The sequence below is a fragment of the Cytobacillus sp. GQ23 genome, assembly GCF_059758675.1.
On record NZ_JCAXER010000016.1, the window covers coordinates 97,782 to 118,928 of the forward strand.

General features: G+C 41.7%; 23 protein-coding genes. 22 read left to right on the forward strand and 1 reads right to left on the reverse strand.

Translation table 11 applies throughout. From position 1 onward, the window contains the following. The 20 genes from menG to AC6CHU_RS14945 all read left to right on the forward strand — a co-directional run bounded on the left by menG (position 1) and on the right by AC6CHU_RS14945 (position 18,832). Positions 1 to 702 (forward strand): demethylmenaquinone methyltransferase, encoded by a 702-nt coding sequence (menG, locus tag AC6CHU_RS14850; protein WP_251283638.1) that lies wholly within the window; start codon positions 1 to 3, stop codon positions 700 to 702. Between the two features lie 80 nt (positions 703 to 782). Beyond that, positions 783 to 1,745, forward strand: a complete 963-nt coding sequence (gene hepT / locus AC6CHU_RS14855) for a heptaprenyl diphosphate synthase component II (protein ID WP_159864351.1) — start codon at positions 783 to 785, stop codon at positions 1,743 to 1,745. Between the two features lie 401 nt (positions 1,746 to 2,146). Then, positions 2,147 to 2,593, forward strand: a complete 447-nt coding sequence (gene ndk, locus AC6CHU_RS14860; protein ID WP_159864348.1) for a nucleoside-diphosphate kinase — start codon at positions 2,147 to 2,149, stop codon at positions 2,591 to 2,593. A 117-nt stretch (positions 2,594 to 2,710) separates the two neighbouring features. After that, on the forward strand, positions 2,711 to 3,484 hold the full coding sequence (locus tag AC6CHU_RS14865) for a CheR family methyltransferase (protein ID WP_159864345.1): 774 nt from the start codon (positions 2,711 to 2,713) through the stop codon (positions 3,482 to 3,484). Positions 3,485 to 3,684: 200 nt separating this feature from the next. Then, on the forward strand, positions 3,685 to 4,857 hold the full coding sequence (aroC, locus tag AC6CHU_RS14870; protein ID WP_498122151.1) for a chorismate synthase: 1,173 nt from the start codon (positions 3,685 to 3,687) through the stop codon (positions 4,855 to 4,857). Further along, a complete protein-coding gene (gene aroB / locus AC6CHU_RS14875) occupies positions 4,857 to 5,933 on the forward strand; it encodes a 3-dehydroquinate synthase (protein ID WP_498122153.1) in 1,077 nt (358 codons plus the stop codon). Before aroC ends, aroB begins: the two co-directional genes overlap by 1 nt. Before the next feature lie 63 nt (positions 5,934 to 5,996). Beyond that, positions 5,997 to 6,371, forward strand: a complete 375-nt coding sequence (gene aroH / locus AC6CHU_RS14880; protein WP_159864336.1) for a chorismate mutase — start codon at positions 5,997 to 5,999, stop codon at positions 6,369 to 6,371. Between the two features lie 88 nt (positions 6,372 to 6,459). Beyond that, complete coding sequence (gene hisC, locus AC6CHU_RS14885) at positions 6,460 to 7,560, forward strand: histidinol-phosphate transaminase (RefSeq protein ID WP_251283636.1); 1,101 nt, start codon at positions 6,460 to 6,462, stop codon at positions 7,558 to 7,560. A 95-nt stretch (positions 7,561 to 7,655) separates the two neighbouring features. Beyond that, entirely contained in the window at positions 7,656 to 8,762 is a 1,107-nt protein-coding gene (locus AC6CHU_RS14890) for a prephenate dehydrogenase (protein ID WP_159864330.1), read from the forward strand. A 157-nt stretch (positions 8,763 to 8,919) separates the two neighbouring features. Continuing rightward, positions 8,920 to 10,212: a 3-phosphoshikimate 1-carboxyvinyltransferase gene (aroA, locus tag AC6CHU_RS14895; protein WP_498122155.1), complete on the forward strand. Its 1,293-nt coding sequence runs from the start codon at positions 8,920 to 8,922 to the stop codon at positions 10,210 to 10,212. A 113-nt stretch (positions 10,213 to 10,325) separates the two neighbouring features. Next, positions 10,326 to 11,231 carry a hypothetical protein gene (locus AC6CHU_RS14900; RefSeq protein ID WP_159864324.1) on the forward strand — a complete coding sequence of 302 codons (906 nt, stop codon included), beginning with the start codon at positions 10,326 to 10,328 and terminating at the stop codon, positions 11,229 to 11,231. A 19-nt stretch (positions 11,232 to 11,250) separates the two neighbouring features. Next, positions 11,251 to 12,513 carry a tetratricopeptide repeat protein gene (locus tag AC6CHU_RS14905; RefSeq protein WP_498122157.1) on the forward strand — a complete coding sequence of 421 codons (1,263 nt, stop codon included), beginning with the start codon at positions 11,251 to 11,253 and terminating at the stop codon, positions 12,511 to 12,513. Positions 12,514 to 12,592: 79 nt separating this feature from the next. After that, positions 12,593 to 13,138 carry a ReoY family proteolytic degradation factor gene (locus tag AC6CHU_RS14910; protein WP_048008181.1) on the forward strand — a complete coding sequence of 182 codons (546 nt, stop codon included), beginning with the start codon at positions 12,593 to 12,595 and terminating at the stop codon, positions 13,136 to 13,138. Between the two features lie 113 nt (positions 13,139 to 13,251). Then, complete coding sequence (locus tag AC6CHU_RS14915) at positions 13,252 to 13,716, forward strand: YpiF family protein (RefSeq protein ID WP_159864318.1); 465 nt, start codon at positions 13,252 to 13,254, stop codon at positions 13,714 to 13,716. A gap of 149 nt (positions 13,717 to 13,865) precedes the next feature. After that, positions 13,866 to 14,372 carry a Rieske (2Fe-2S) protein gene (locus AC6CHU_RS14920; protein ID WP_159864315.1) on the forward strand — a complete coding sequence of 169 codons (507 nt, stop codon included), beginning with the start codon at positions 13,866 to 13,868 and terminating at the stop codon, positions 14,370 to 14,372. Positions 14,373 to 14,375: 3 nt separating this feature from the next. Beyond that, positions 14,376 to 15,050, forward strand: coding sequence for a menaquinol-cytochrome c reductase cytochrome b subunit (gene qcrB, locus AC6CHU_RS14925; RefSeq protein WP_009332736.1), 675 nt, complete (start codon positions 14,376 to 14,378; stop codon positions 15,048 to 15,050). Between the two features lie 43 nt (positions 15,051 to 15,093). Beyond that, complete coding sequence (locus AC6CHU_RS14930) at positions 15,094 to 15,861, forward strand: menaquinol-cytochrome c reductase cytochrome b/c subunit (protein WP_159864312.1); 768 nt, start codon at positions 15,094 to 15,096, stop codon at positions 15,859 to 15,861. A gap of 121 nt (positions 15,862 to 15,982) precedes the next feature. After that, entirely contained in the window at positions 15,983 to 16,579 is a 597-nt protein-coding gene (gene lhaT / locus AC6CHU_RS14935; RefSeq protein WP_498122161.1) for a lipoprotein heptaprenylglyceryl N-acetyltransferase LhaT, read from the forward strand. 402 nt (positions 16,580 to 16,981) lie between these two features. Further along, the gene (gene ypjB / locus AC6CHU_RS14940) at positions 16,982 to 17,758 is read left to right on the forward strand and encodes a sporulation protein YpjB (protein ID WP_251283646.1); all 777 of its coding nucleotides are present in this window, start codon (positions 16,982 to 16,984) and stop codon (positions 17,756 to 17,758) included. A 393-nt stretch (positions 17,759 to 18,151) separates the two neighbouring features. Continuing rightward, entirely contained in the window at positions 18,152 to 18,832 is a 681-nt protein-coding gene (locus tag AC6CHU_RS14945) for a zinc metallopeptidase (protein WP_159864306.1), read from the forward strand. 62 nt (positions 18,833 to 18,894) lie between these two features. Here AC6CHU_RS14945 and AC6CHU_RS14950 read toward each other — a convergent pair whose 3' ends face one another. Continuing rightward, positions 18,895 to 19,767 carry a YitT family protein gene (locus tag AC6CHU_RS14950; RefSeq protein WP_159864303.1) on the reverse strand — a complete coding sequence of 291 codons (873 nt, stop codon included), beginning with the start codon at positions 19,765 to 19,767 and terminating at the stop codon, positions 18,895 to 18,897. A 216-nt stretch (positions 19,768 to 19,983) separates the two neighbouring features. On the opposite strand from AC6CHU_RS14950, the gene AC6CHU_RS14955 reads away from it, so the two are divergent. Both AC6CHU_RS14955 and dapB read left to right on the forward strand, forming a co-directional pair. Continuing rightward, positions 19,984 to 20,316, forward strand: a complete 333-nt coding sequence (locus tag AC6CHU_RS14955; protein ID WP_159864300.1) for a nucleotide pyrophosphohydrolase — start codon at positions 19,984 to 19,986, stop codon at positions 20,314 to 20,316. A 14-nt stretch (positions 20,317 to 20,330) separates the two neighbouring features. Next, positions 20,331 to 21,134 carry a 4-hydroxy-tetrahydrodipicolinate reductase gene (dapB, locus tag AC6CHU_RS14960; protein ID WP_251283633.1) on the forward strand — a complete coding sequence of 268 codons (804 nt, stop codon included), beginning with the start codon at positions 20,331 to 20,333 and terminating at the stop codon, positions 21,132 to 21,134. The last annotated feature ends 13 nt before the right edge of the window (positions 21,135 to 21,147 follow it).

Sequence of the window (21,147 nt, forward strand, 5' to 3'; positions counted from 1 at the left end):
ATGCAGCAATCAAAAGAAGAACGTGTCCATAGTGTATTTGAAAAGATTTATGGCAACTACGATAAAATGAATTCAGTTATCAGTTTTCAGCAGCATTTAAGATGGCGCAAAGATACAATGAAAAAGATGAATGTTCAAAAAGGTTCAAAAGCTCTTGATGTATGCTGCGGTACTGCCGACTGGTCTATTGCGCTTGCTGAAGCTGTAGGTGAAAGCGGTAAAGTGGTAGGCTTGGATTTCAGCAAAAACATGCTGAAAATCGGCGAGGAAAAAATCAAGGAGCGGAAACTCAAGCAAGTTGAGCTTGTGCATGGCAATGCAATGGAGCTTCCTTTTGCTGACAATTCCTTCGATTATGTTACAATCGGTTTTGGCCTGCGTAACGTTCCGGATTATCTTCAGGTGTTAAAAGAAATGCACCGTGTTGTAAAGCCGGGCGGCTTAGCAGTGTGTCTGGAGACTTCTCAGCCAACTCTGTTCGGATACAAACAGGCATATTATTTCTACTTCCGCTTCATTATGCCTATGTTCGGAAAGCTTTTTGCCAAAAGCTTTAATGAATATTCCTGGCTGCAGGAATCAGCAAGAGACTTTCCCGGCATGAAAGAACTTGCAGGAATGTTTGAAGAAGCAGGGTTTAAAAACGTTACATTTAAGCCATATAGTGGCGGAGTGGCTGCCGTACACATTGGGACGAAATAAAAATAATAACTTGTTCTGTATGTTTCTCGTGGTAGATAGAGAATAGATCAGACGGGATCGATAAGCTGGGTGAGTAAGCAATGAAATTGAAAATGATGTATTCATTTTTAAATTCAGATTTAAATCTTATAGAGAACGAGCTGGAGGAGACGATTAAGGCTGAGTCTCCCCTATTGCATCAGGCTTCCCTGCATCTGCTTCAGGCCGGGGGGAAAAGAATCCGGCCTGTTTTCGTTTTGCTGGCTGCGAAGTTCGGAGAATACGATATTGATAAAATTAAAAACGTAGCTGTATCACTGGAGCTAATCCATATGGCGTCACTTGTCCATGATGATGTTATTGATGATGCAGAACTTCGCCGCGGTCAGCCTACGATTAAAGCAAAATGGGATAATAAAATTGCCATGTATACCGGTGATTATATTTTTGCGCGCGCACTGGAATTAATAACAAATGTGGAAAATCCGCATGCACATAAAATTCTCTCTCATACACTTGTGGAGCTGTGTATTGGCGAAATAGAGCAAATTAAAGATAAGTACAACTATGATCAGAATCTCAGGACATATTTCCGAAGAATAAAAAGAAAAACAGCCATGCTGATTGCCGTGAGCTGCCAGCTTGGCGGGATTGCGGCTAATGTAGAAGAAGATATACATAAAAAACTTTTTAAATTCGGCTATTTTGTGGGAATGTCCTATCAGATCATAGACGATGTCCTGGATTTTGTGGGAACAGAAAAAGAACTTGGCAAGCCTGCAGGAGGAGATCTGCATCAGGGAAATATTACGCTTCCTGCTTTATTGGCAATGGAGGATAATAGAATCTCCGAACAAATAAGGAGAGTTCACGAGGGAACTGATCGAAGTGATATTGAGAAAATAATTACCTTGGTGAAAGACTCAGGCGCCATTGAAAACTCTCTGCAAATCAGTGATAAATATCTGCAAAAAGCCCTAGGGGTACTCGAAGAGCTGCCTCATTCCAGGTCTAAGAAAGCCTTGCGGGATATTGCAAAATTCATAGGCAAAAGAAAATTTTAATCACCTATATAAATTGCCGGCACTCTTCCAAAGTGTCGGCAATTTATGTTTTAGGAGTTTAAATTTATTGCTTATTAATGTAATCTGTTAATTTCCGCTATAGAATGTTCAGCTAACCGCGAGACAATCCCCCTAAACGTAAAGCGCCTTGCCAGGGTTACCTGTCCAGCTGCCCCGCAGGACCTTGAATAAGCTTTCTTGAGTACACATCGCACGAAGTTTGCATTTTCTCACACTATCTGCTGCAATCAACTCAGAAATATAATGCAATTAGAAAAAAACTGTAAAACAGCTAAAAATTAAAAGCGCTTCCAAATTTCTGTTGCTAAATTTTCAAAACAATGATAATATTTTCGTGGATTAACATTATAACTATACATAAGTTTTAGGAGTGGAAATCAATGGAAAGAACTTTTTTAATGGTTAAACCAGACGGTGTACAGCGCAATCTAATTGGGGAAATCGTTTCCCGTTTTGAAAAGAAAGGCTTTCAGCTAGTAGGCGGCAAGCTGATGAGCATCAGCCAGGAACTTGCTGAAGAGCATTATGGAGAGCATAAAGAGCGTCCGTTCTTTGGAGAGCTTGTTGACTTTATTACATCCGGACCGGTTTTCGCAATGGTTTGGGAAGGCGAAAATGTTATCGCAACAGCTCGTCAGATGATGGGTTCAACAAACCCTAAAGATGCTGCTCCTGGAACAATCCGCGGAGATTTCGGCATTACCGTTGGAAAAAATGTAATCCATGGATCCGATTCACCTGCAAGTGCAGAACGTGAAATTGGCCTTTTCTTCAAAGAAGAAGAAAAAGTGGAATACAAAAAATTAATGAATGACTGGATTAACTAATATTCTAAGAGCACTTGTCCATGACAAGTGCTTTTTTTGTAACCGGATTCAATACTTCAGCTGGATGGGCATAGATAATAAACACTAGCTCTCCGGAAACTATAGAGGGGAAATAGAATGATTGACGATTATCAGGAATTTATTCAAAATATAAAAAGAAAAACAGGGATTGATCTATCACTATACAAAGAAGCTCAAATGAAGAGAAGGCTTATATCCCTTTATGAGAAAAAAGGGTTTCAATCATTTGGGAGTTTTTTTAGCACAATAGTTAAGGATAGAGAACTGCTGAATGATTTTTTGGACAGGATGACAATAAATGTTTCTGAATTTTACCGGAATGCCCAAAGATGGGAAGTACTCGAAAAAAAAATCCTGCCTGGACTATTAGACCAAAATAAGAATCTGAAAATCTGGAGTGCAGCCTGTTCCACTGGTGAAGAACCCTATACAATTGCCATGATTTTATCTAAGATGCTGCCGATACCCCAAATCAAAATTACTGCAACTGATATTGATGAAAATGCACTGGCAAGAGCGCGGCTGGGGATATATCCTGAGCGTTCGCTTAATGAAGTTCCTGTCACGATGAGACAGAAATTTTTTAAGCAAGAAGGGAGTTTCTATAAAATATCCGATGATATAAAAAGGACAGTAACCTTTAAAAAGCAAAATCTCCTTTCAGAGGATTTTGGAGGTCCGTTTGATCTCATTGTATGCAGAAACGTTCTTATTTATTTTACAGAGGAAGCAAAAGATCAGCTATATCATAAATTCAGCGGCGCTTTAAAAAAAGATGGCATATTCTTTGTTGGGAGCACTGAACAAATTTTTAACTCAGGCCGTTATCACCTGGCATCTGCTGAAACCTTCTTTTATAGAAAAGAATAATAGCAGCAGGGAGGATGGTTTTTGGTCATCCTCTTTTCTTTTGCTATTTTCGTTTGGCGGTAAATAAATATTCGTGTTAGAATGGCTCCATTCTAAAAAAAAATAAAATATATAGGAATTTTCAACTTTATCTATTCTTATATTTATCATTATGTTATATTGATACATAATCCTTTAATGAGTTGAAGGGGGAAAGAGTTTTGAGATATCTTACATCTGGTGAATCTCACGGACCGCAGCTGACCACTATAATAGAAGGGCTGCCGGCAGGAATGCCGCTTGTAGATTCAGAAATTAATGAAGAGCTTGCCAGACGCCAAAAAGGATATGGCAGAGGCAGAAGAATGCAAATTGAAAAAGATACTGTTCAAATAACAGCAGGGATCCGCCATGGTTACACACTGGGATCCCCGGTAGCACTTGTTGTTGAGAATAATGATTGGAAGCACTGGACTAAAATTATGGGCCAGGACCCTCTTAATCCTGAAGATGAGGCTGAAGTGAAAAGAAAAATCTCCCGTCCTCGCCCTGGCCATGCTGATTTAAATGGAGCCTTGAAATATGGGCACAGGGATATGAGAAATGTTTTGGAACGATCTTCAGCCAGAGAAACTACAGTTAGAGTGGCTGCCGGTGCAGCTGCAAAAAAACTGCTTTCCGAGCTTGGGATTGAGATTGCAGCACATGTTATTGAAATTGGCGGCGTTGTTTCAGGCCAAAGAGAGTATTCTTCACTTCAGGAACTAAAGGAAATTACAGAAGAATCGCCTGTTCGCTGTCTGGACCAGGCTGCTGCCCATAAAATGATGGAAGCCATCGATTCCGCAAAGGAAAATGGCGATTCCATTGGCGGAATAGTGGAGGTTATTGTTGAAGGGATGCCTCCGGGAGTTGGAAGCTATGTGCACTATGACCGAAAGCTCGATTCGAAGCTTGCTGGTGCAATGGTGAGCATTAATGCTTTTAAAGGTGTGGAGTTTGGAATAGGTTTCGACGCAGCTAGAAAGCCAGGAAGTGAAGTTCATGATGAAATCGCTTGGGACCCGGATAAAGGCTATTATCGGAAAACGAACCGCCTTGGCGGCTTAGAGGGGGGCATGTCAACGGGGATGCCTATCGTCATCAGAGGAGTAATGAAGCCAATACCAACTCTTTATAAACCCCTGCAAAGTGTCGATATTGAAACAAAAGAACCCTTCACAGCAAGCATAGAGCGTTCTGACAGCTGTGCTGTGCCAGCCGCTGCCGTTGTTGCAGAAAATGTGATTGCGTGGGAACTTGCTTCAGCTATAGTGGATCAGTTCTATTCTGATCGTTTTGAAACATTGAAAGCTTCTGTTGATCAGCAAAGGCAATTTGCGAGGGAGTTTTAATGAAAAGGGTTTTAATCAAAACACCTGACAGGACCTATCCAGTTTATTTAGGAACTGGAGCAATTGAGGGATTGGGGTCTTATATTAGAGATACTTTTCCAGCCTTGACGAATTTAATGATCATCACCGATGAAACGGTTCGGGGCTTACATCTGCCAGTGCTGGAAACAGCACTTACCGGGATGGAGGCAAAGGTCTGTACAGTGCCAAGCGGCGAGAGTGCCAAAACATTTGAAGTATACTACCAATGCCTGTCATTTGCGCTGGAACATAAACTTGACCGAAAATCACTAATCCTGGCGTTTGGCGGTGGAGCTGTCGGAGATTTGGCAGGTTTTGTGGCAGCCACATTTATGAGGGGAATACCTTTCATTCAAATTCCGACTACCATCCTGGCACATGACAGCGCAGTTGGAGGGAAGGTGGCCATCAACCATCCTTCAGGAAAAAATATGGTAGGGTCTTTTTACCAGCCCCAGGCAGTATTTTATGATCTGACATTTCTTGATTCTCTCCCGCAAAAGGAGATGCGTTCTGGGTTTGCAGAAGTCATAAAACATAGCCTGATACATGATATGAACTTTTATTTAAGCCTTAAAAACAATATCCGTTCCCTTGAGAGCCTTCCACCTGATGAAGTAAGTAAGATGCTTACAAAGGGAATAGAGATCAAAGGCAGTATTGTTGCAGAGGATGAAAAGGAGGCTGGAGTTCGGGCATTTCTGAATTTCGGCCATACGCTTGGCCATGCAATTGAAGCGGAGAAGGGCTATGGAGAATGGACACATGGCGAATCTGTTGCAGTAGGAATGTTATTCGCACTTCAATTAAGTAAAACACTGCTGGGCCTTTGCTTTGATATTAACGAATTCAAGCGCTGGCTTGAACAGCTGGGCTACAAAACAGATCTCCCGGAAGATTTAGCACATTCAAACCTGCTTGGCCGGATGAAACAGGATAAAAAATCGGAAGGCCAAAATGTCCGCTTTGTTCTTTTAGAGGAAGTGGGTAAGCCTGTCATATATCAGGCTTCTGATGACCTGATTTTGCAGGAGCTTGCTCTTTTTACAAAATAAATAAGCTTGAGTATATGACTGAGAGATAAAAAGGCTGATATTCAGCTTTGGGAGGTGCTGCAAGTGATCCGAGGGGTGAGGGGAGCCGTCACCGTAGAACAGAATTGTGAGGCTGAGATATTAGAAGCGACTGAGCTGCTCATCAGGCAGATGATTCAGGAGAATGAGATTGTACCTGATGATGTTGCTTCTGTCTTTATATCCGTTACGGAAGAATTAACAGCAGCCTTTCCCGCAAAGGCAATGCGTTCAATAGAGGGCTGGACATATGTTCCAGTCATGTGCATGAGCGAAATCCCTGTTGAGGGATCACTCCCCAATTGTATCAGGGTTATGATGCATGTGAATATGGATGTTCCTCAAAAGGATATCCGCCATATTTATTTGCGTGGAGCCATCAGGCTTCGGCCAGATCTGAACACCACGAACTCTCCTTAAAGGAGAGTTTTGTAATAATGCAGTGACAGATCAATCACATTTTAATGCGAAAACAAGTGAAAGTGATAAAAAAAAGAGGTGGATTTAAATGAAGTGGAAGGAACAGCTGTTGAATTTAACTCCTTACCAGCCGGGAAAATCAATTGATCAAGTAAAAAAAGAATATGGTCTGGATAAAATTGTGAAGCTTGCTTCAAATGAGAATCCTTTTGGATGCTCTGAAAAAGTTCTTTTTACAATGAATCAGTCTCCATCATTTTTTGCGCTTTATCCCGATGGATATGCTTCTGAGCTGCGCTCGGTTTTGGCTGGTCATTTAAGCGTACAGGAAGATCAGCTGATCTTTGGCAACGGTTCAGATGAAATAATTCAAATGATTTCGAGAGCCCTATTAAGTCCGGAAACCAATACGGTTATGGCTGCGCCAACATTTCCGCAATATAGGCATAATGCTGTAGTGGAAGGTGCGGAAATCAGAGAAATTCCATTAGTTGAAGGGGAGCATGATCTTGAAGGAATGCTCGCTGCGATCGATGAAAAAACAGCTGTAGTATGGGTATGCAGTCCAAACAATCCGACCGGGAACTATATTAATGAGTCTGCATTACTTTCTTTCCTGCAAAAGGTGCCTCAGGATGTATTGATTGTCCTTGATGAGGCTTATTATGAATATGTAACAGCAGAGGATTACGTCAATTCATTGGATTTAATCCGAAATTATGAAAATTTGATTGTCCTGCGTACATTCTCCAAAATTTATGGCTTAGCGAGCCTTCGGGTAGGCTATGGAATTGCAAATTCTCAAACGATTAAAGCGCTCGAACCGGTAAGGGAGCCGTTTAATGTCAACAAGTTTGCCCAGGCTGCAGCAGCTGCTGCCATAGAGGACCAGAATTTCATTGAAGAATGCAAACGGAAAAATCGTGAAGGGCTGGAACAGTTTTATGCTTACTGTGAAGAGAATGGACTGGATTATTACCCATCACAGGGAAACTTCATATTAATCAATTTTAATGCCGATTCTGATGAGGTGTTTCAATTTTTGCTTGAAAGAGGGTATATTGTGCGCTCAGGCAAGGCACTTGGCTTCCCAGGTTATGTCCGTGTCACCGTTGGTTCTAAGGAACAGAATGAGGGTGTGCTTAGCGCAATGGATCAATACCTTGCAAAGCAGGCTGCAGCCTTGTAGGCACTCGCTGGGGTTAGCAGTATTAAATACTTTTCGATATCCATTCAGAGGCATCATGATGCCTCTGAATTATTTTTAATAAAGGCGGTGAGAGGATGAGAGGAAAAATTTTTATTATTGGCCTTGGGCTGATCGGAGGTTCATTGGCCCTGTCAATAAAAAGGAAGCATAGAGATAGCCTGATCATCGGCTTTGATGTAAATAAAGAGCAGGGGCGCCTTGCCGAGATGCTGGGGGTCGCAGACGAAATTTCTGCTACTATTAAAGATGGGGCGAGGGATGCAGATTTAATTTTAATAGCTGCACCTGTACAGGAAACTCAAAAAGTTATACATATATTAAAAGAATGTGATTTGAAAGACAATGTCATCATTTCGGATGCAGGCAGCACAAAAAAAGAAATTGTCAGCTGTGCAAAGGTGCTAAAGGAAAAAGGAATTACCTTTATTGGAGGACACCCAATGGCAGGATCCCACAAGAGCGGTGTGACAGCAGCAAAAGATTTGCTTTTTGAAAATGCCTTTTATCTGCTCACTCCTGAGGAACATATTCCTGCGGCTGAAGTTGAAAGGTTAAAAGAATGGCTTTCAGGGACTAAAGCGAAATTTCTTACCATTGCTCCTGATGAACATGATTATATAACCGGTATCGTCAGCCATTTTCCGCATGTGATAGCTGCTTCCCTTGTGCATCAGGCGGAAAAAACAAGCCGTACGCACAAGCTGATTCCAAGACTGGCAGCTGGAGGCTTTAGGGATATTACCAGGATTGCCTCCAGCAGCCCGGCCATGTGGAGGGATATTCTGCTCCAGAATAAAGAGGTGCTGCTTAAGTTAATGGAAGATTGGCAGGAAGAAATGGAGATAGTGAAATCCATCCTCAAACAGGAAAATAGTGAGGGCATTTTTGACTATTTTTCCCATGCGAAAACGTTCAGGGATGATCTGCCGCAAAAAGAAAAGGGAGCAATTCCTGCATTTTATGACCTTTTCGTGGATGTACCAGACTACCCTGGTGTCATTTCTGAAATCACTGGATATTTGGCCAAGGAAGAAATAAGCATAACGAATATTCGAATCCTGGAGACAAGAGAAGAAATTTATGGAGTCCTGGTTATCAGTTTTCAAACGGAAGAGGACCGGGATCGGGCAATCACTTGCCTGGAGAAGTATACAAGCTATGAAACAACAATCGGCCTGTAAAACAAATTTGTCACAGTCTAACGGGCGGTTAGACCCTGCTTTAAGAATCAGGAATCAAGTCCGGATAAGCGGTGGCAAACTGATTGTTTCAGCAGGGAGAAAAGCACTTCCCACTATTGGAGTTTTACTTTATCAAACCAGCAAAGGGTGTTTATAGATGATTCCGGCAAAATTGAAATCAGATCTAAAAGGATTAAGCGGAGAAATAGCGGTACCTGGTGATAAATCCATATCTCATCGTTCTGTAATGTTTGGGTCAATTGCAAAGGGGAAGACAGTTGTAACTAATTTTTTGCTCGGAGAGGACTGTCTGAGTACGATAGCCTGCTTCCGCAAGCTGGGGGTAACTATTGAGCAGGAAGGCAATCAAGTGACGATTATAGGGCAGGGAATGGATGGATTACAGGAACCGGATGGTATTCTGGACGTTGGCAATTCCGGTACAACCATACGCCTTATGATGGGGATTCTGGCTGGGCGCCCGTTCCATTCAGTGCTTGTCGGTGATGAATCAATTGCCAAAAGGCCAATGACAAGAGTGACCGTGCCGCTAGGTTTATTTGGTGCGAAGATCCATGGGAGGAAGAATGGTGAATTCACCCCATTATCAGTCATTGGAGGCCCATTATCAGGAATAGCATATGAGCTTCCTGTCGCGAGTGCACAGGTTAAATCATCACTGCTCTTTGCCGGTCTGCAGGCAAGCGGGGAAACAGTCATTATTGAACCTGTGAAGACACGTGATCATACTGAAAGAATGATCACACAATTTGGAGGGGAAGTTGCAGCTGACGGGCAAGCAATCAGGGTTCAAGGAGGCCAAACACTGACAGGGACAGAAATTCACGTTCCAGGTGACATATCTTCTGCTGCTTTCTTCCTTGCTGCTGGAGCCATCGTACCGGATAGTGAGATTACATTACGTAACGTTGGATTGAACCCTACAAGAACCGGCATTATTGACGTATTAGAGCAGATGGGTGCGGATATCAGCATTGAGCCGTATGAAAATGGATCTGCCGAGCCTGCAGGAGATATTACCATCAGAACTTCCAATCTAAAGGGAACTGTTATTGAAGGGTCGCTTATTCCCCGGCTTATTGATGAAATTCCTATTATTGCTCTGCTTGCAACACAAGCAGAGGGAGAAACAGTAATTAAGGATGCGGAGGAGCTAAAGGTTAAGGAAACGAATCGCATTGATACAGTTGTCAATGAACTATCAAAGCTTGGAGCCGTGATTACAGCTACAGAAGATGGAATGGTCATCAAGGGAAAATCATCTCTTTCAGGGGGAACAGTTTCAAGCCATGGAGACCACCGGATCGGCATGATGCTGGCAGTTGCTGCTGCCATTTCTAAGGGTGAAGTCCAGCTTCAGCAGAAAGAATCAATTTCTGTATCCTATCCGTCGTTTTTTGATCATTTAGATAGCCTTATTTCAGATTGATATATCTTCATTGAAAAAAGAGCTGTATTCCTGCAGCTCTTTTTCTATTTAAGCAGTCATATTTATGTGAAAATTTCATAGCTTGTCATAAGACCGTTTAAGAGGGTGGTTTTATGACATATATAATTGAGAATGCAAATCTGTTAAAGGAAGACAAGCTGTCAAAAACATCAATGGTGATCAGAAATAATGAGATTTCTCTAATGCAGGCTGAATTGAAAAGGTTTCAGTTTACGAGAATGGATGCAGGCGCATTTATTATGTCTGCAGGATTTGTGGTTCTGGATACATCTATCCCGCTGGAAGGGCCTTTTTCAGAACTCAAAGAGTATTATATTCGGGAGTTCATATTAAAAGGATGTACAGCCTTCCTGACAGCTGTACCTGTAAAGCATGAATACGCTTTAAAGAGCAATCTTAAAAGCTGTAAGGCCAGTTTGTTAAGCAGTCCAATAGATTATATCATTGGTGTGAAAATTCCAGTCCGTCTCCTCACCCCTTCTTTTATTAGAAAATGCAAAAGAGAAAGGGTTCCTGTTGTTTTTGTTGAAATACAGAATGCAAAGGAACTTGAACAAGTACCATGGGGATGGCTGCGAGAAGCAATGTTTCCTTACAATTGTCCGCTTGCACCCATCTTTGCAGGCAGGAATGAAAAGGAGAAAGGCAGAATAAATACTATATGGACAAAAATGATGAAGGAAGAGAAAATTCCTTCGATGCCGAATGAGCTGATTGAACAGGAGCCTCTTCCGCGGTCAGTGCTATCCAAAGCAGGAATTTACCCTTTAAAAGGAAATATTCATCAGGGCGGTGAAGTCAGTTATAATTTTTATGAAAAGCCTGAAGAAGGCCTTACCGTTGAAGAATCACAGCTGTTTCATTATCATAGAGATAAACTTGCTGTCACTGTAGTGAAGGGAAAAGTGATCAGAGCCGGACAAGAAGTGATTTTTCGTTCAGGTTTTGGAGAGCATGTTAAAATCAGGACACCAGCTTATTTTAAAATAGCCGATTAGCATTCGAAAGGAATTTAGTATGGATAAAGTAAATAAAATCATCACTCTTTTAGAAAACGGTCATCATGAAGAAGCATTGGAGAGCTATCAGCAAATACTGCTGGATGGTTCCCATGAAGAAAGGTTCCTGCTGGCAGAAGAATTGTTCCAGTATGGATTCCTTGAGGAATCAAAAGCCTTATATGAACGGCTTCTGGAAGCCTATCCGGAAGAAGGGGAACTGCTCGTTCTGCTGGCCGAAACTCATATTGATCTGGGAAATGAGGAGGAGGCTATCCTCGTCCTTGAAAGAATACATGAACATGATCCGAGCTTTCCGCAATCGCTTCTATTATTAGCAGACCTTTATCAAATGGATGGTCTGTTTGAGGTCAGCGAACAAAAGCTCCTGAAAGCAAAGGAATTATTGCCTGATGAGGTAATTGTAGATTTTGCCCTGGGTGAACTATATGCAGAGCAGGGAAGATTCCTGGAAGCAAAGCGGATTTATGAAGCTGTTCTCAGGAAAGAAGAAATCATTGCAGGCATAAATGTAAATCAGAGATTGGCGGATATCCTCAGCGCGGGTGGCGCATTTGAAGATGCCCTTCCATATTATGAAAAAGCGCTTGAAGACAAGCTGGAGATTAATACCCTTTTCAGTTATGCTTTCACAGCGCTGCAAGCCGGATTTAACAGCACTGCTATTGAAAAATTGACTGAACTGAAGGAGCTCGACCCTGAGTACCATTCCCTGTATTTATACCTTGCCCAGGCATACGAGCGGGAGGAAGAAGCCGGCAGCGGTCTGGAAGCGGTCAAGGAAGGCATAAAACAGGACGAATTTAACAAAGAACTATACTTCTATGGCGGCAAACTTGCCCTGAAAAATGGCAATGAAAAAGAAGCAGAAGATATGTTCAGGCAGGCTCTTGCACTTGATCCCGAATATGTCCAGGCAGCAATTCTTTTAAATAAGCTTCTTCTCCAGCAGGAAAGATATGAAGATGTAATCGAAATTACTGAAATGCTGAACGAGCTTGAAGAACCACAGCTTATATGGGATTCAGCCCTTGCTTTTCAGCATATAGAGGAATATTCAGAGGCATTAAACAGATATCAGCTTGCATATACTTTCTTTAAACAGCAGCCGGATTTTCTTTCAGATTACGGATATTTTTTAACTGAGGAAGGAAAAAGGGAAGAGGCTGCCGAAATTTTTAATACATTAATCAAACTGGAGCCCGGCAATGAAGAATATCTGGATATGCTGCAGCGACTAACGGATGATTTTCTTGATTAAATAAGGCAGGTTTCTATAAGTGGCCTTAATGTAATCCAGTAAGACCAAATTTGTCCTTAAGCAGAGGAGGGAATCAAAAATGGCGACCCCTGTATCTGTCAACGAGAAGAAAGATTTTATCCGCTGGTTTTTAAACCATTATCAGCTCAAAAGAAGAGAGTGTGTTTGGATTCTCAATTATTTGATGAGTCATGACCAGCTTATGGAGAAGGTGCATTTTGTGGAACAGGCCCAGTATTGTCCAAGAGGCCTGATCATGTCGACCCATTGTGTGGATGAAGTTCCATTCCGTTTTTACAAAGAGAATGTAATGACCACAGATGCGGAGAAGTCCTTCCATGATATCCGCTTAAACAGGGATGAAGAGATCTATATACAGCTTAATTTCCATGCTTCAAATAAGGCCCATCAATATGCAGCTGTCATGGAGGAAAATCCCTTTATGCCAAAGACACTTCAGATAAACGAAAAGGACCGGCTGATTGCCGAAAGGTTCCTGACAGAAAGCCTGGAAAAGTTCAGAAGAGAAAAACTCCTTGAGCTTATTGATGAAGCATTGGATAAGCAGGATAAAAAAGCATTTAACGTTTTGACTCAGCAGCTGAATAGATTAGAAACTACTTAAGCCTTGCTTTTATAAAAGCAGGGCTCTTATTTTGCCTGCATTTTCTGATTTGAAGCAGTCCAATCATTAATGATATATTAAGGAAGGCAAATATATGTAATGGAGTGAATGATATGAAATGGATATCACAGGATATCGAGATGTTCCTTAAAGAAAGGCAATATGTAGACACTGCTGTTCTGCCTCTCCTTCCTGTATCATTTGGCGATGATATCAAACAGTCTGTAGCCATGACAGAATTTATTTCGCTTCTAAGTGTTCAGCTTGAACGGCAATTCAGAGGACGTCTCATCATGCTGCCAGGATATGCTTACCTTAAATCGGCATCAGAAGAGAGCCTGATCAGCGGCTTGGGCCAATGGGAATCAGAATTGAAAGCACAGGGATTTAAGCATATTTTCCTTTTAACTTCGGACAGTATGTGGAAAACGTTCGAAGACCGGCTGGAAGGAGGCCTGATCTGGCTGCCATCCCTGCCTCTTGAGCATATGGATGAAAATTATCGGAATTCCATTTTGGATGACCAGGTGAAACAGCTGCTGAATCTTTTCGTGCAAAAGTGGCAAAATGGTGAATAGTGTGAATGTTAAGTCGCTCTATTTACATGATTCGCCAAAGGATTATATTGACCTTGAATAAAGATTGATATATCATTGTTATGTCCTAGTTTTATATTGTGTTGAATTTTGTCCGTTGGACTTAACTTCATAATAGAGGGGGGAAAAGTATGAGCAAAAATCGAGTTTCTAGACGTCAATTCCTGAACTATACACTTACTGGTGTAGGCGGTTTCATGGCAGCAGGCATGCTTATGCCGATGGTCCGTTTTGCGGTTGATCCTGTGTTACAGGCAGCTGGTGAAAGTGATTTTATTCCAACAAAGCAAAAAGTGGCTGAAATTACCGAAAAGCCGACAAGGGTTGATTACACTTACGAGCAGCAGGATGCATGGTACACATCCGAAGTTACCGGCACTGCTTGGGTTTATAAGGATGATAAAGGTGAAATTGTTGCATTGTCTCCAGTATGTAAGCATTTAGGGTGCGTAGTTGACTGGAATACTGACAAGTCAAACCCTGATCATTTCTATTGCCCTTGCCATGGCGGTCTTTATACAAAAGATGGGACAAACGTTCCAGGTACACCGCCGGTTGCATCACTTGATGTATTCCCTTACACAGAAAAAGATGGCTTTTTGTATTTAGGCAAGGCTGAACCGCGAAAGGAGGCGTAATAATTGTTAAACAAAATTTATGATTGGGTAGATGAGCGTTTAGATATTACGCCGATCTGGCGGGATATTGCTGACCATGAAGTGCCTGAGCATGTAAACCCTGCACATCATTTCTCTGCATTTGTTTACTGTTTTGGCGGTCTGACGTTCTTCGTTACTGTAATTCAAATCTTATCCGGTATGTTCCTGACAATGTACTATGTTCCGGATATCAAAAATGCATGGGAATCCGTGTATTATCTTCAAAACCATGTTGCATTCGGGCAGATTGTCCGCGGAATGCACCACTGGGGAGCAAGTTTGGTAATCGTAATGATGTTCCTACATACGTTACGTGTTTTCTTCCAGGGAGCTTATAAGAAGCCCCGTGAATTAAACTGGATTGTCGGAGTGCTTATTTTCTTCATAATGCTTGCACTTGGACTGACAGGTTACTTATTGCCTTGGGATATGAAAGCCCTTTTCGCTACAAAAGTAACAATTCAGATCGTAGAATCTACTCCGCTGATTGGAGAATATCTGAAAATACTTATTGCAGGACATTCTGATATTGTCGGCGCGCAGACGATCACCCGATTCTTTGCTATCCATGTATTCTTCTTACCGGCTGCATTATTCGGGTTAATGGCTGCCCACTTTATTATGATTCGTAAGCAGGGTATTTCAGGACCGTTGTAAGAAATAATTTTTTGATCATTGCAAAAGGAGGGGAAATCGCCCAATGCATCGTGGTAAAGGTATGAAATTCGTAGGTGACTCTCGTGTTCCTGCAGAACGTAAACCGAATATTCCGAAAGACTATTCGGAATATCCAGGAAAAACAGAAGCATTCTGGCCAAACTTCCTGTTAAAGGAATGGATGGTAGGGGCTGTATTCCTTATCGGTTTCCTATGCTTGACAATTGCGCATGAGCCGCCGTTAGAAAAAATTGCTGATCCAAGTGATACAGCTTATATCCCGCTGCCAGACTGGTACTTCCTGTTCTTGTACCAGCTTCTGAAATACAGCTATGCATCTGGACCTTATAATGCAATCGGTGCTTTTATAATTCCGGGTCTTGCATTCGGAGCTTTGATGCTTGCACCATTCATTGACCGCGGACCTGAACGCCGTCCGTCCAAGCGTCCTTTAGCAACCGGCTTTATGCTATTGGCACTAGCCGGCATCACTTACCTGACTTGGGAGTCTGTTGCCCACCATGACTGGGAGGCGGCTGCACAGCAAGGTAAGATTGTGGCTGAAGCAGAGTTTGATAAAGAAGACGAAGGCTACAAGATTTTTGAAGCAAACGGCTGTATTTCCTGCCACGGAGGAGATCTTCAGGGTGGTGCAGGTTCACCTGCGCTTGTTGACACCGGGTTAACACCTGAAGAAGTTGCTGACATTGCCAAAAACGGTAAAGGCGCTATGCCTCCAGGAATGTTTAAAGGCTCTGATGAAGAGCTTCAAAAGCTTGCTGAATTCATTTCTGGCCTTGAAAGCAAATAATTAAAAAAGAAGCTGGCATTGCCAGCTTCTTTTTTTTGTCTAAAAAGATTCGTTTTTTTACAGGAGTTTTATGTGGTAAAATGATGGAATAATCGTGTGTATAGAGAAAAGGAGAAAAAACATGAAATGGATCTATCCTTTATTAGGAAACAGAGCTATGCTTATACTGCTTCTGGTTATCAACACTGCAGGCACCATCTATGGGTATATATGGTATAAGTGGCAGCTGGTAGATACACCGGCTATTTTCTTGCCTTTCGTACCGGACAGCCCTACAGCGAGCCTGTTTTTTATGTTTGTGCTGATCGCCTTTTTATTGGGCAGAAATTGGCCCTTGCTGGAAGCCTTAGCTATTGTAACTCTTATTAAATACGGAATATGGGCTGTAGTTATGAATTTGCTCGTATTTCAGGTTACAGGTGAACTGGACCCTGTTGCTCTAATGCTGATTTTTTCACATGGTGCAATGGCAGTTCAGGGTGTGCTGTATGCACCATTCTATCGTTTTAAAACATGGCATCTTGCTATAACGGGAATCTGGACCCTGCATAACGATGTAATTGATTACGTATTTTTCATGCTTCCCCGCTATCCTATTTTAAACCTTTACACACCGCAAATCGGCTATTTTACTTTCTGGCTCAGCATTTTTTCACTGGGAGCAGCATATTACTTCGTCTTAAGAAAGAATCGGTTTAGCTTGGATATAGCGAAATAGTGCCGTTAATGGGTTATGTAAGGCTATTTACATAAAGCCTGCTGTTTTTTCATACTTTAATTTAATCTCCTAATTGATAATGGCAGTGGCGCTGATCCTCAAAATGCTGACGCGCATCCATCGCCCGGTGATCATTTGATGAAGCTATTATCAATTTTCTTTAGAAGGCTCCTGTATCTTTCTGAATAAAAGTAAGCCCCCGCAGCAAAAATCTGCGGGCTTTTTCATGCAAAAAAACTATTAAAATCGAGCCTTTTCCATTACGCTTTAGGAAGCTAATTTCTCCTTTTGCTGAAAAAAAAGCGTCTGATGTGTATTATTTTTTCCCAAAATTTTTTTCTGGTCTAACCTTGTCCATCTTTTCATATTTATCTAATAGTAATTTGAGGGGGGACAAGTTTGATGAGGCGAAAAGTAATCGCATTCTTAATTATTATTATGTTATTGCCTGGAATGGTGTCTGCAGATAAGACAACAAAAATAGATAAATTAGACCAATTATCTAATGAAGCCTTACAGATGGTTAAGCTTCACAGGTATGAGGATGCCAAGAAGCTGCTGGAGTATTTTTCCGAGCAATTTGTTGCTGTGAACGGCAAGGAAAGGCCATTTACAATGGACGAACTTCGGATTATTACCGTCTCTCACGATGATGCTGTACAAGCTGCGGTGAATACATCTATGAGCCATGAAGAGCGTCTGAATCATGCAACAAAATTCCGGCTTGTAATGGATGCAATTTCCTCTAAATATCAGCCGTTATGGACTGAAATGGAGAAGCCGATTATGTCGGTATTTGGTGAGGTAAAGGAAGCAGCATATAGCGGCAATAACGAAAACTTCCATTCACATTTGAATTCTTTTTTATCTTTATATGAGGTTATTTATCCCAGTCTGAAGATTGATGTTGATGCAGAAAAAGTACAAAAACTGGACGCCCGCATTAATTTTATTGATCATTACCGGCCACAGGTACTCACCCAGCAGGCAAGCCAGCAGGAGCTTGCTGCATTGGAAAATGATCTGCAGACTATCTTTGATGAAATGACAGAAGATGAAACTGATCCATCCCTCTGGTGGGTGATCATCTCAACCGGAAGCATAATCATCATTACATTATCTTACGTAGGATGGAGAAAATATAAAGGAGACAGGGCTAGACAAAAAAATAGATCATAAATATAAAAGGCTGGCTTCGCAAGGTTTGATGCTTTTTCCTATATTACCTGCTGAGCTGAATCTGGCAGAAGATGCAGGTTTCTCGAAAATGCATACTTTTCCTTCGTGAACTAGGAAGCTTATATAAGATTCTTATGAAGCAGCTCGATGGCTGAGACCAAGCAGACACGCAGCATCGAGGATGCTCATCGCCCGCCCCATTTTTCTCTGGGGTGCATGGAGAGGAAATTTACGGGCATTCATATTAGATAAACAACAATATTTATGCTGATAATCAAAGTCTTCCGTTTTGCAATCAAGAGAAAAGGGAAAAGATAGGACAGAGCGATTTATATGCTGGACTTCAGGCCAGCTGTAAAAATCACCATGACCAGCTTAATGGGAGGTAACAAAATGGGAGGATATCTCATTTATTTTGCAATAATTATTCTTGTTCCGCTTTGGGCACAAATGAAAGTAAAGGGAGCTTACAGCAAATATTCAAGAGTTCCTTCATCTACTCAAATGAGGGGGGCAGAGGTAGCCAGAAGAATACTGGATGCAAATGGTCTATATAAAGTTGTCGTTGAGGAAACCAGGGGGCATCTAACGGATCATTATGATCCGCGAACCAAGACTGTGAGGCTTTCAGCAACAAACTATCATGGCCATTCTGTGGCTGCTGCTGCTATTGCAGCCCATGAGGTTGGCCATGCCATCCAGGATAATCAGGATTACGCTTTTCTTCGTTTCCGCCATGCGCTCGTGCCCGTTGCGAATCTTGGTTCAAATTTCTCCTGGATTCTGATCATGATCGGTTTTTTTGCGGGCTTGAGCGGTATGGTGCTTCTTGGAATTATCTTTATGGCAGCTGCAGTGGTTTTTCAGGTAATCACACTTCCGGTAGAGTTCAATGCCTCTAATCGTGCGATGGATCAGGTGGTATCTCTGGGCATAATCAGAAACGATGAAGAAAGAGAGACAAAAAAAGTATTGAATGCAGCCGCTTTGACATATGTGGCGGCAGCAGCTGTGGCTGTGCTGGAACTGCTGCGTTTAATTCTTATCTATACAGGTATGACCAGATCTGAGTGAAAGCCGGCAATGCCGGCTTTTTTAATGAAAAAAGTGATGCCTTTGGGACATCACTTCGATATTTATCGTTCAACCGGCTTTTTATTTTCATCCAGGGTAAAGCCTTCCCCCAATACATCATGTACAGCTGTGACAGAAACAAATGCATGAGGGTCAACAGATGTGATTGCATTTTTTAACCGCACAATTTCATTGCGGCCGACAACACAATACAATACTTCCCGCTCTTTTTTAGTGAAGGAACCATGGCCTTTTAAAACTGTTACGCCCCGGTCCATCTCTTTCATTATTTTTTCGGCAATTGCATCATTCTGTTCTGATATGATCATGGCCCCTCTTGCAGCATAAGCCCCTTCCTGCATGAAATCTATTACCTTAGCACCTATAAACACAGCAACCAGCGTATACATGGCCTCCCTGTAGTTTAAATATGTAATTAATGAAAGGGCTATTACAAAAAAGTCAAAAATGAACATAGTCTTTCCCATGCTGACTCCGGCATATTTATGGACAAGTCTCGCAATTATGTCGACCCCGCCTGTTGTGCCTCCAAACCTGAAAATAGTCCCAAGCCCGATTCCGATAAATACACCCGCGAATAATGAAGCAAGAGTCAAGTCCTCTTTTAAAGGCATTTCAATCTGGTACCGCTGAAAAATCCATAAAAATACCGACACACTTACCGTTCCGATAATGGTATAAAGAAAAACATTTCTCCCCAGCAGTTTCCATCCAATAAAGAAAAGAGGTATATTTAGCAGAAGGTTAGTATAGGAAGGGTCCCATTCGAAAAGGAAGTACAAAAGCAGGGTAATACCGGTGAAGCCTCCTTCAGCCAAGTTGTTTTGCATATTAAAGTGAACAAGTCCCCATGAAAAAATGGCCGAGCCGAGCAAAATGAAAAAAATATTCTTAAATTTTAATCCAGAAAACATAATATCCCTCCGCTGCCTGAATATCACAATATCAAAGTGTCTCTAATTATATAAGATACAGATTATAAGAGCAATAACATCAGAGGACAAGGTGCGGCCGACTGTTCATCTATAAGCCATGATAAAAAATATTTGTAAAATAGCTGAGCAATAGCTTAACATGAAAAGTGGAATTCAGAGTATATAGAAAATCTAAATAGAAGCTGAGGTGAGAGTATGGATACTCCAAAAACAATGAAAGATATGCAAACAGAAGTAGATCAATACATAAGCCAATTCAAAGAAGGTTATTTCAGTCCATTAGCGATGTTAGCAAGGATGACGGAGGAACTTGGTGAATTATCCAGGGAAGTAAACCACCACTATGGTGAAAAACCAAAAAAATCTACAGAGGAAGAAAAGGCTATTGAAGAAGAACTTGGAGATATGCTCTTTGTTCTTATATGCTTTGCCAATTCCTTAAATATTGATTTAGAAGAAGCGCACGATCGTGTAATGAAAAAATTCAGCACGCGTGATAAAGACAGATGGACAAGAATTGAAGAATAGAAGGAGAGAGGACAATGGATAAAGTTAAAGTTATTATAGCGGGACCGCGGGGGAGGATGGGAAGTGAAGCCGTCCATCTGGTTAATCGTACAGAGAACTATGAGTTAGCTGCTGTGATCGATCATAAAAATGGAGGTGGCTTTCTTGGCGATTTTGAAGGCTTCTCACAATTTGGCCAAGTTCCGATATATACAGATCTTGCTCAATGCTTTCAGGAGCTAAGTCCCGATGTACTGATCGATTTGACCACTCCGGAGGTAGGGATGTTCCACACAAAAACGGCCCTGGAATATGGTGTAAGGCCAGTAGTTGGAACAACAGGCTTTTCAAAGGAAAATCTGAATGAGCTTGAAGAACTCTGCCGTGAAAAAGAAATTGGCTGCATTATTGCCCCGAACTTTGCACTTGGTGCAGTTTTAATGATGAAATTCTCCCAATTGGCCGGAAGATATTTTAATGATGTAGAAATTATTGAGCTGCACCATGATCAGAAATTGGATGCTCCATCTGGAACTGCGGTTAAAACAGCTGAGATGATTGCTGATGTAAGAACTGAAAAGGAGCAGGGGCACCCGGAGGAGAAGGAAACGATTCCAGGTTCAAGAGGCGCAAATTTCGATGGCATGCATATACATTCTGTACGCCTGCCAGGCCTGATTGCTCATCAGCAGGTAATGTTTGGCTCTGAGGGCCAGACATTGACCATCCGTCATGACTCGTATAATAGAGCTTCCTTTATGTCAGGAGTAAAGCTTGCTGTTGATACAGTGTTAAAAATTGATACGCTCGTTTACGGGCTTGAAAATATTATTGATTAGAAAGGGGTGCCGA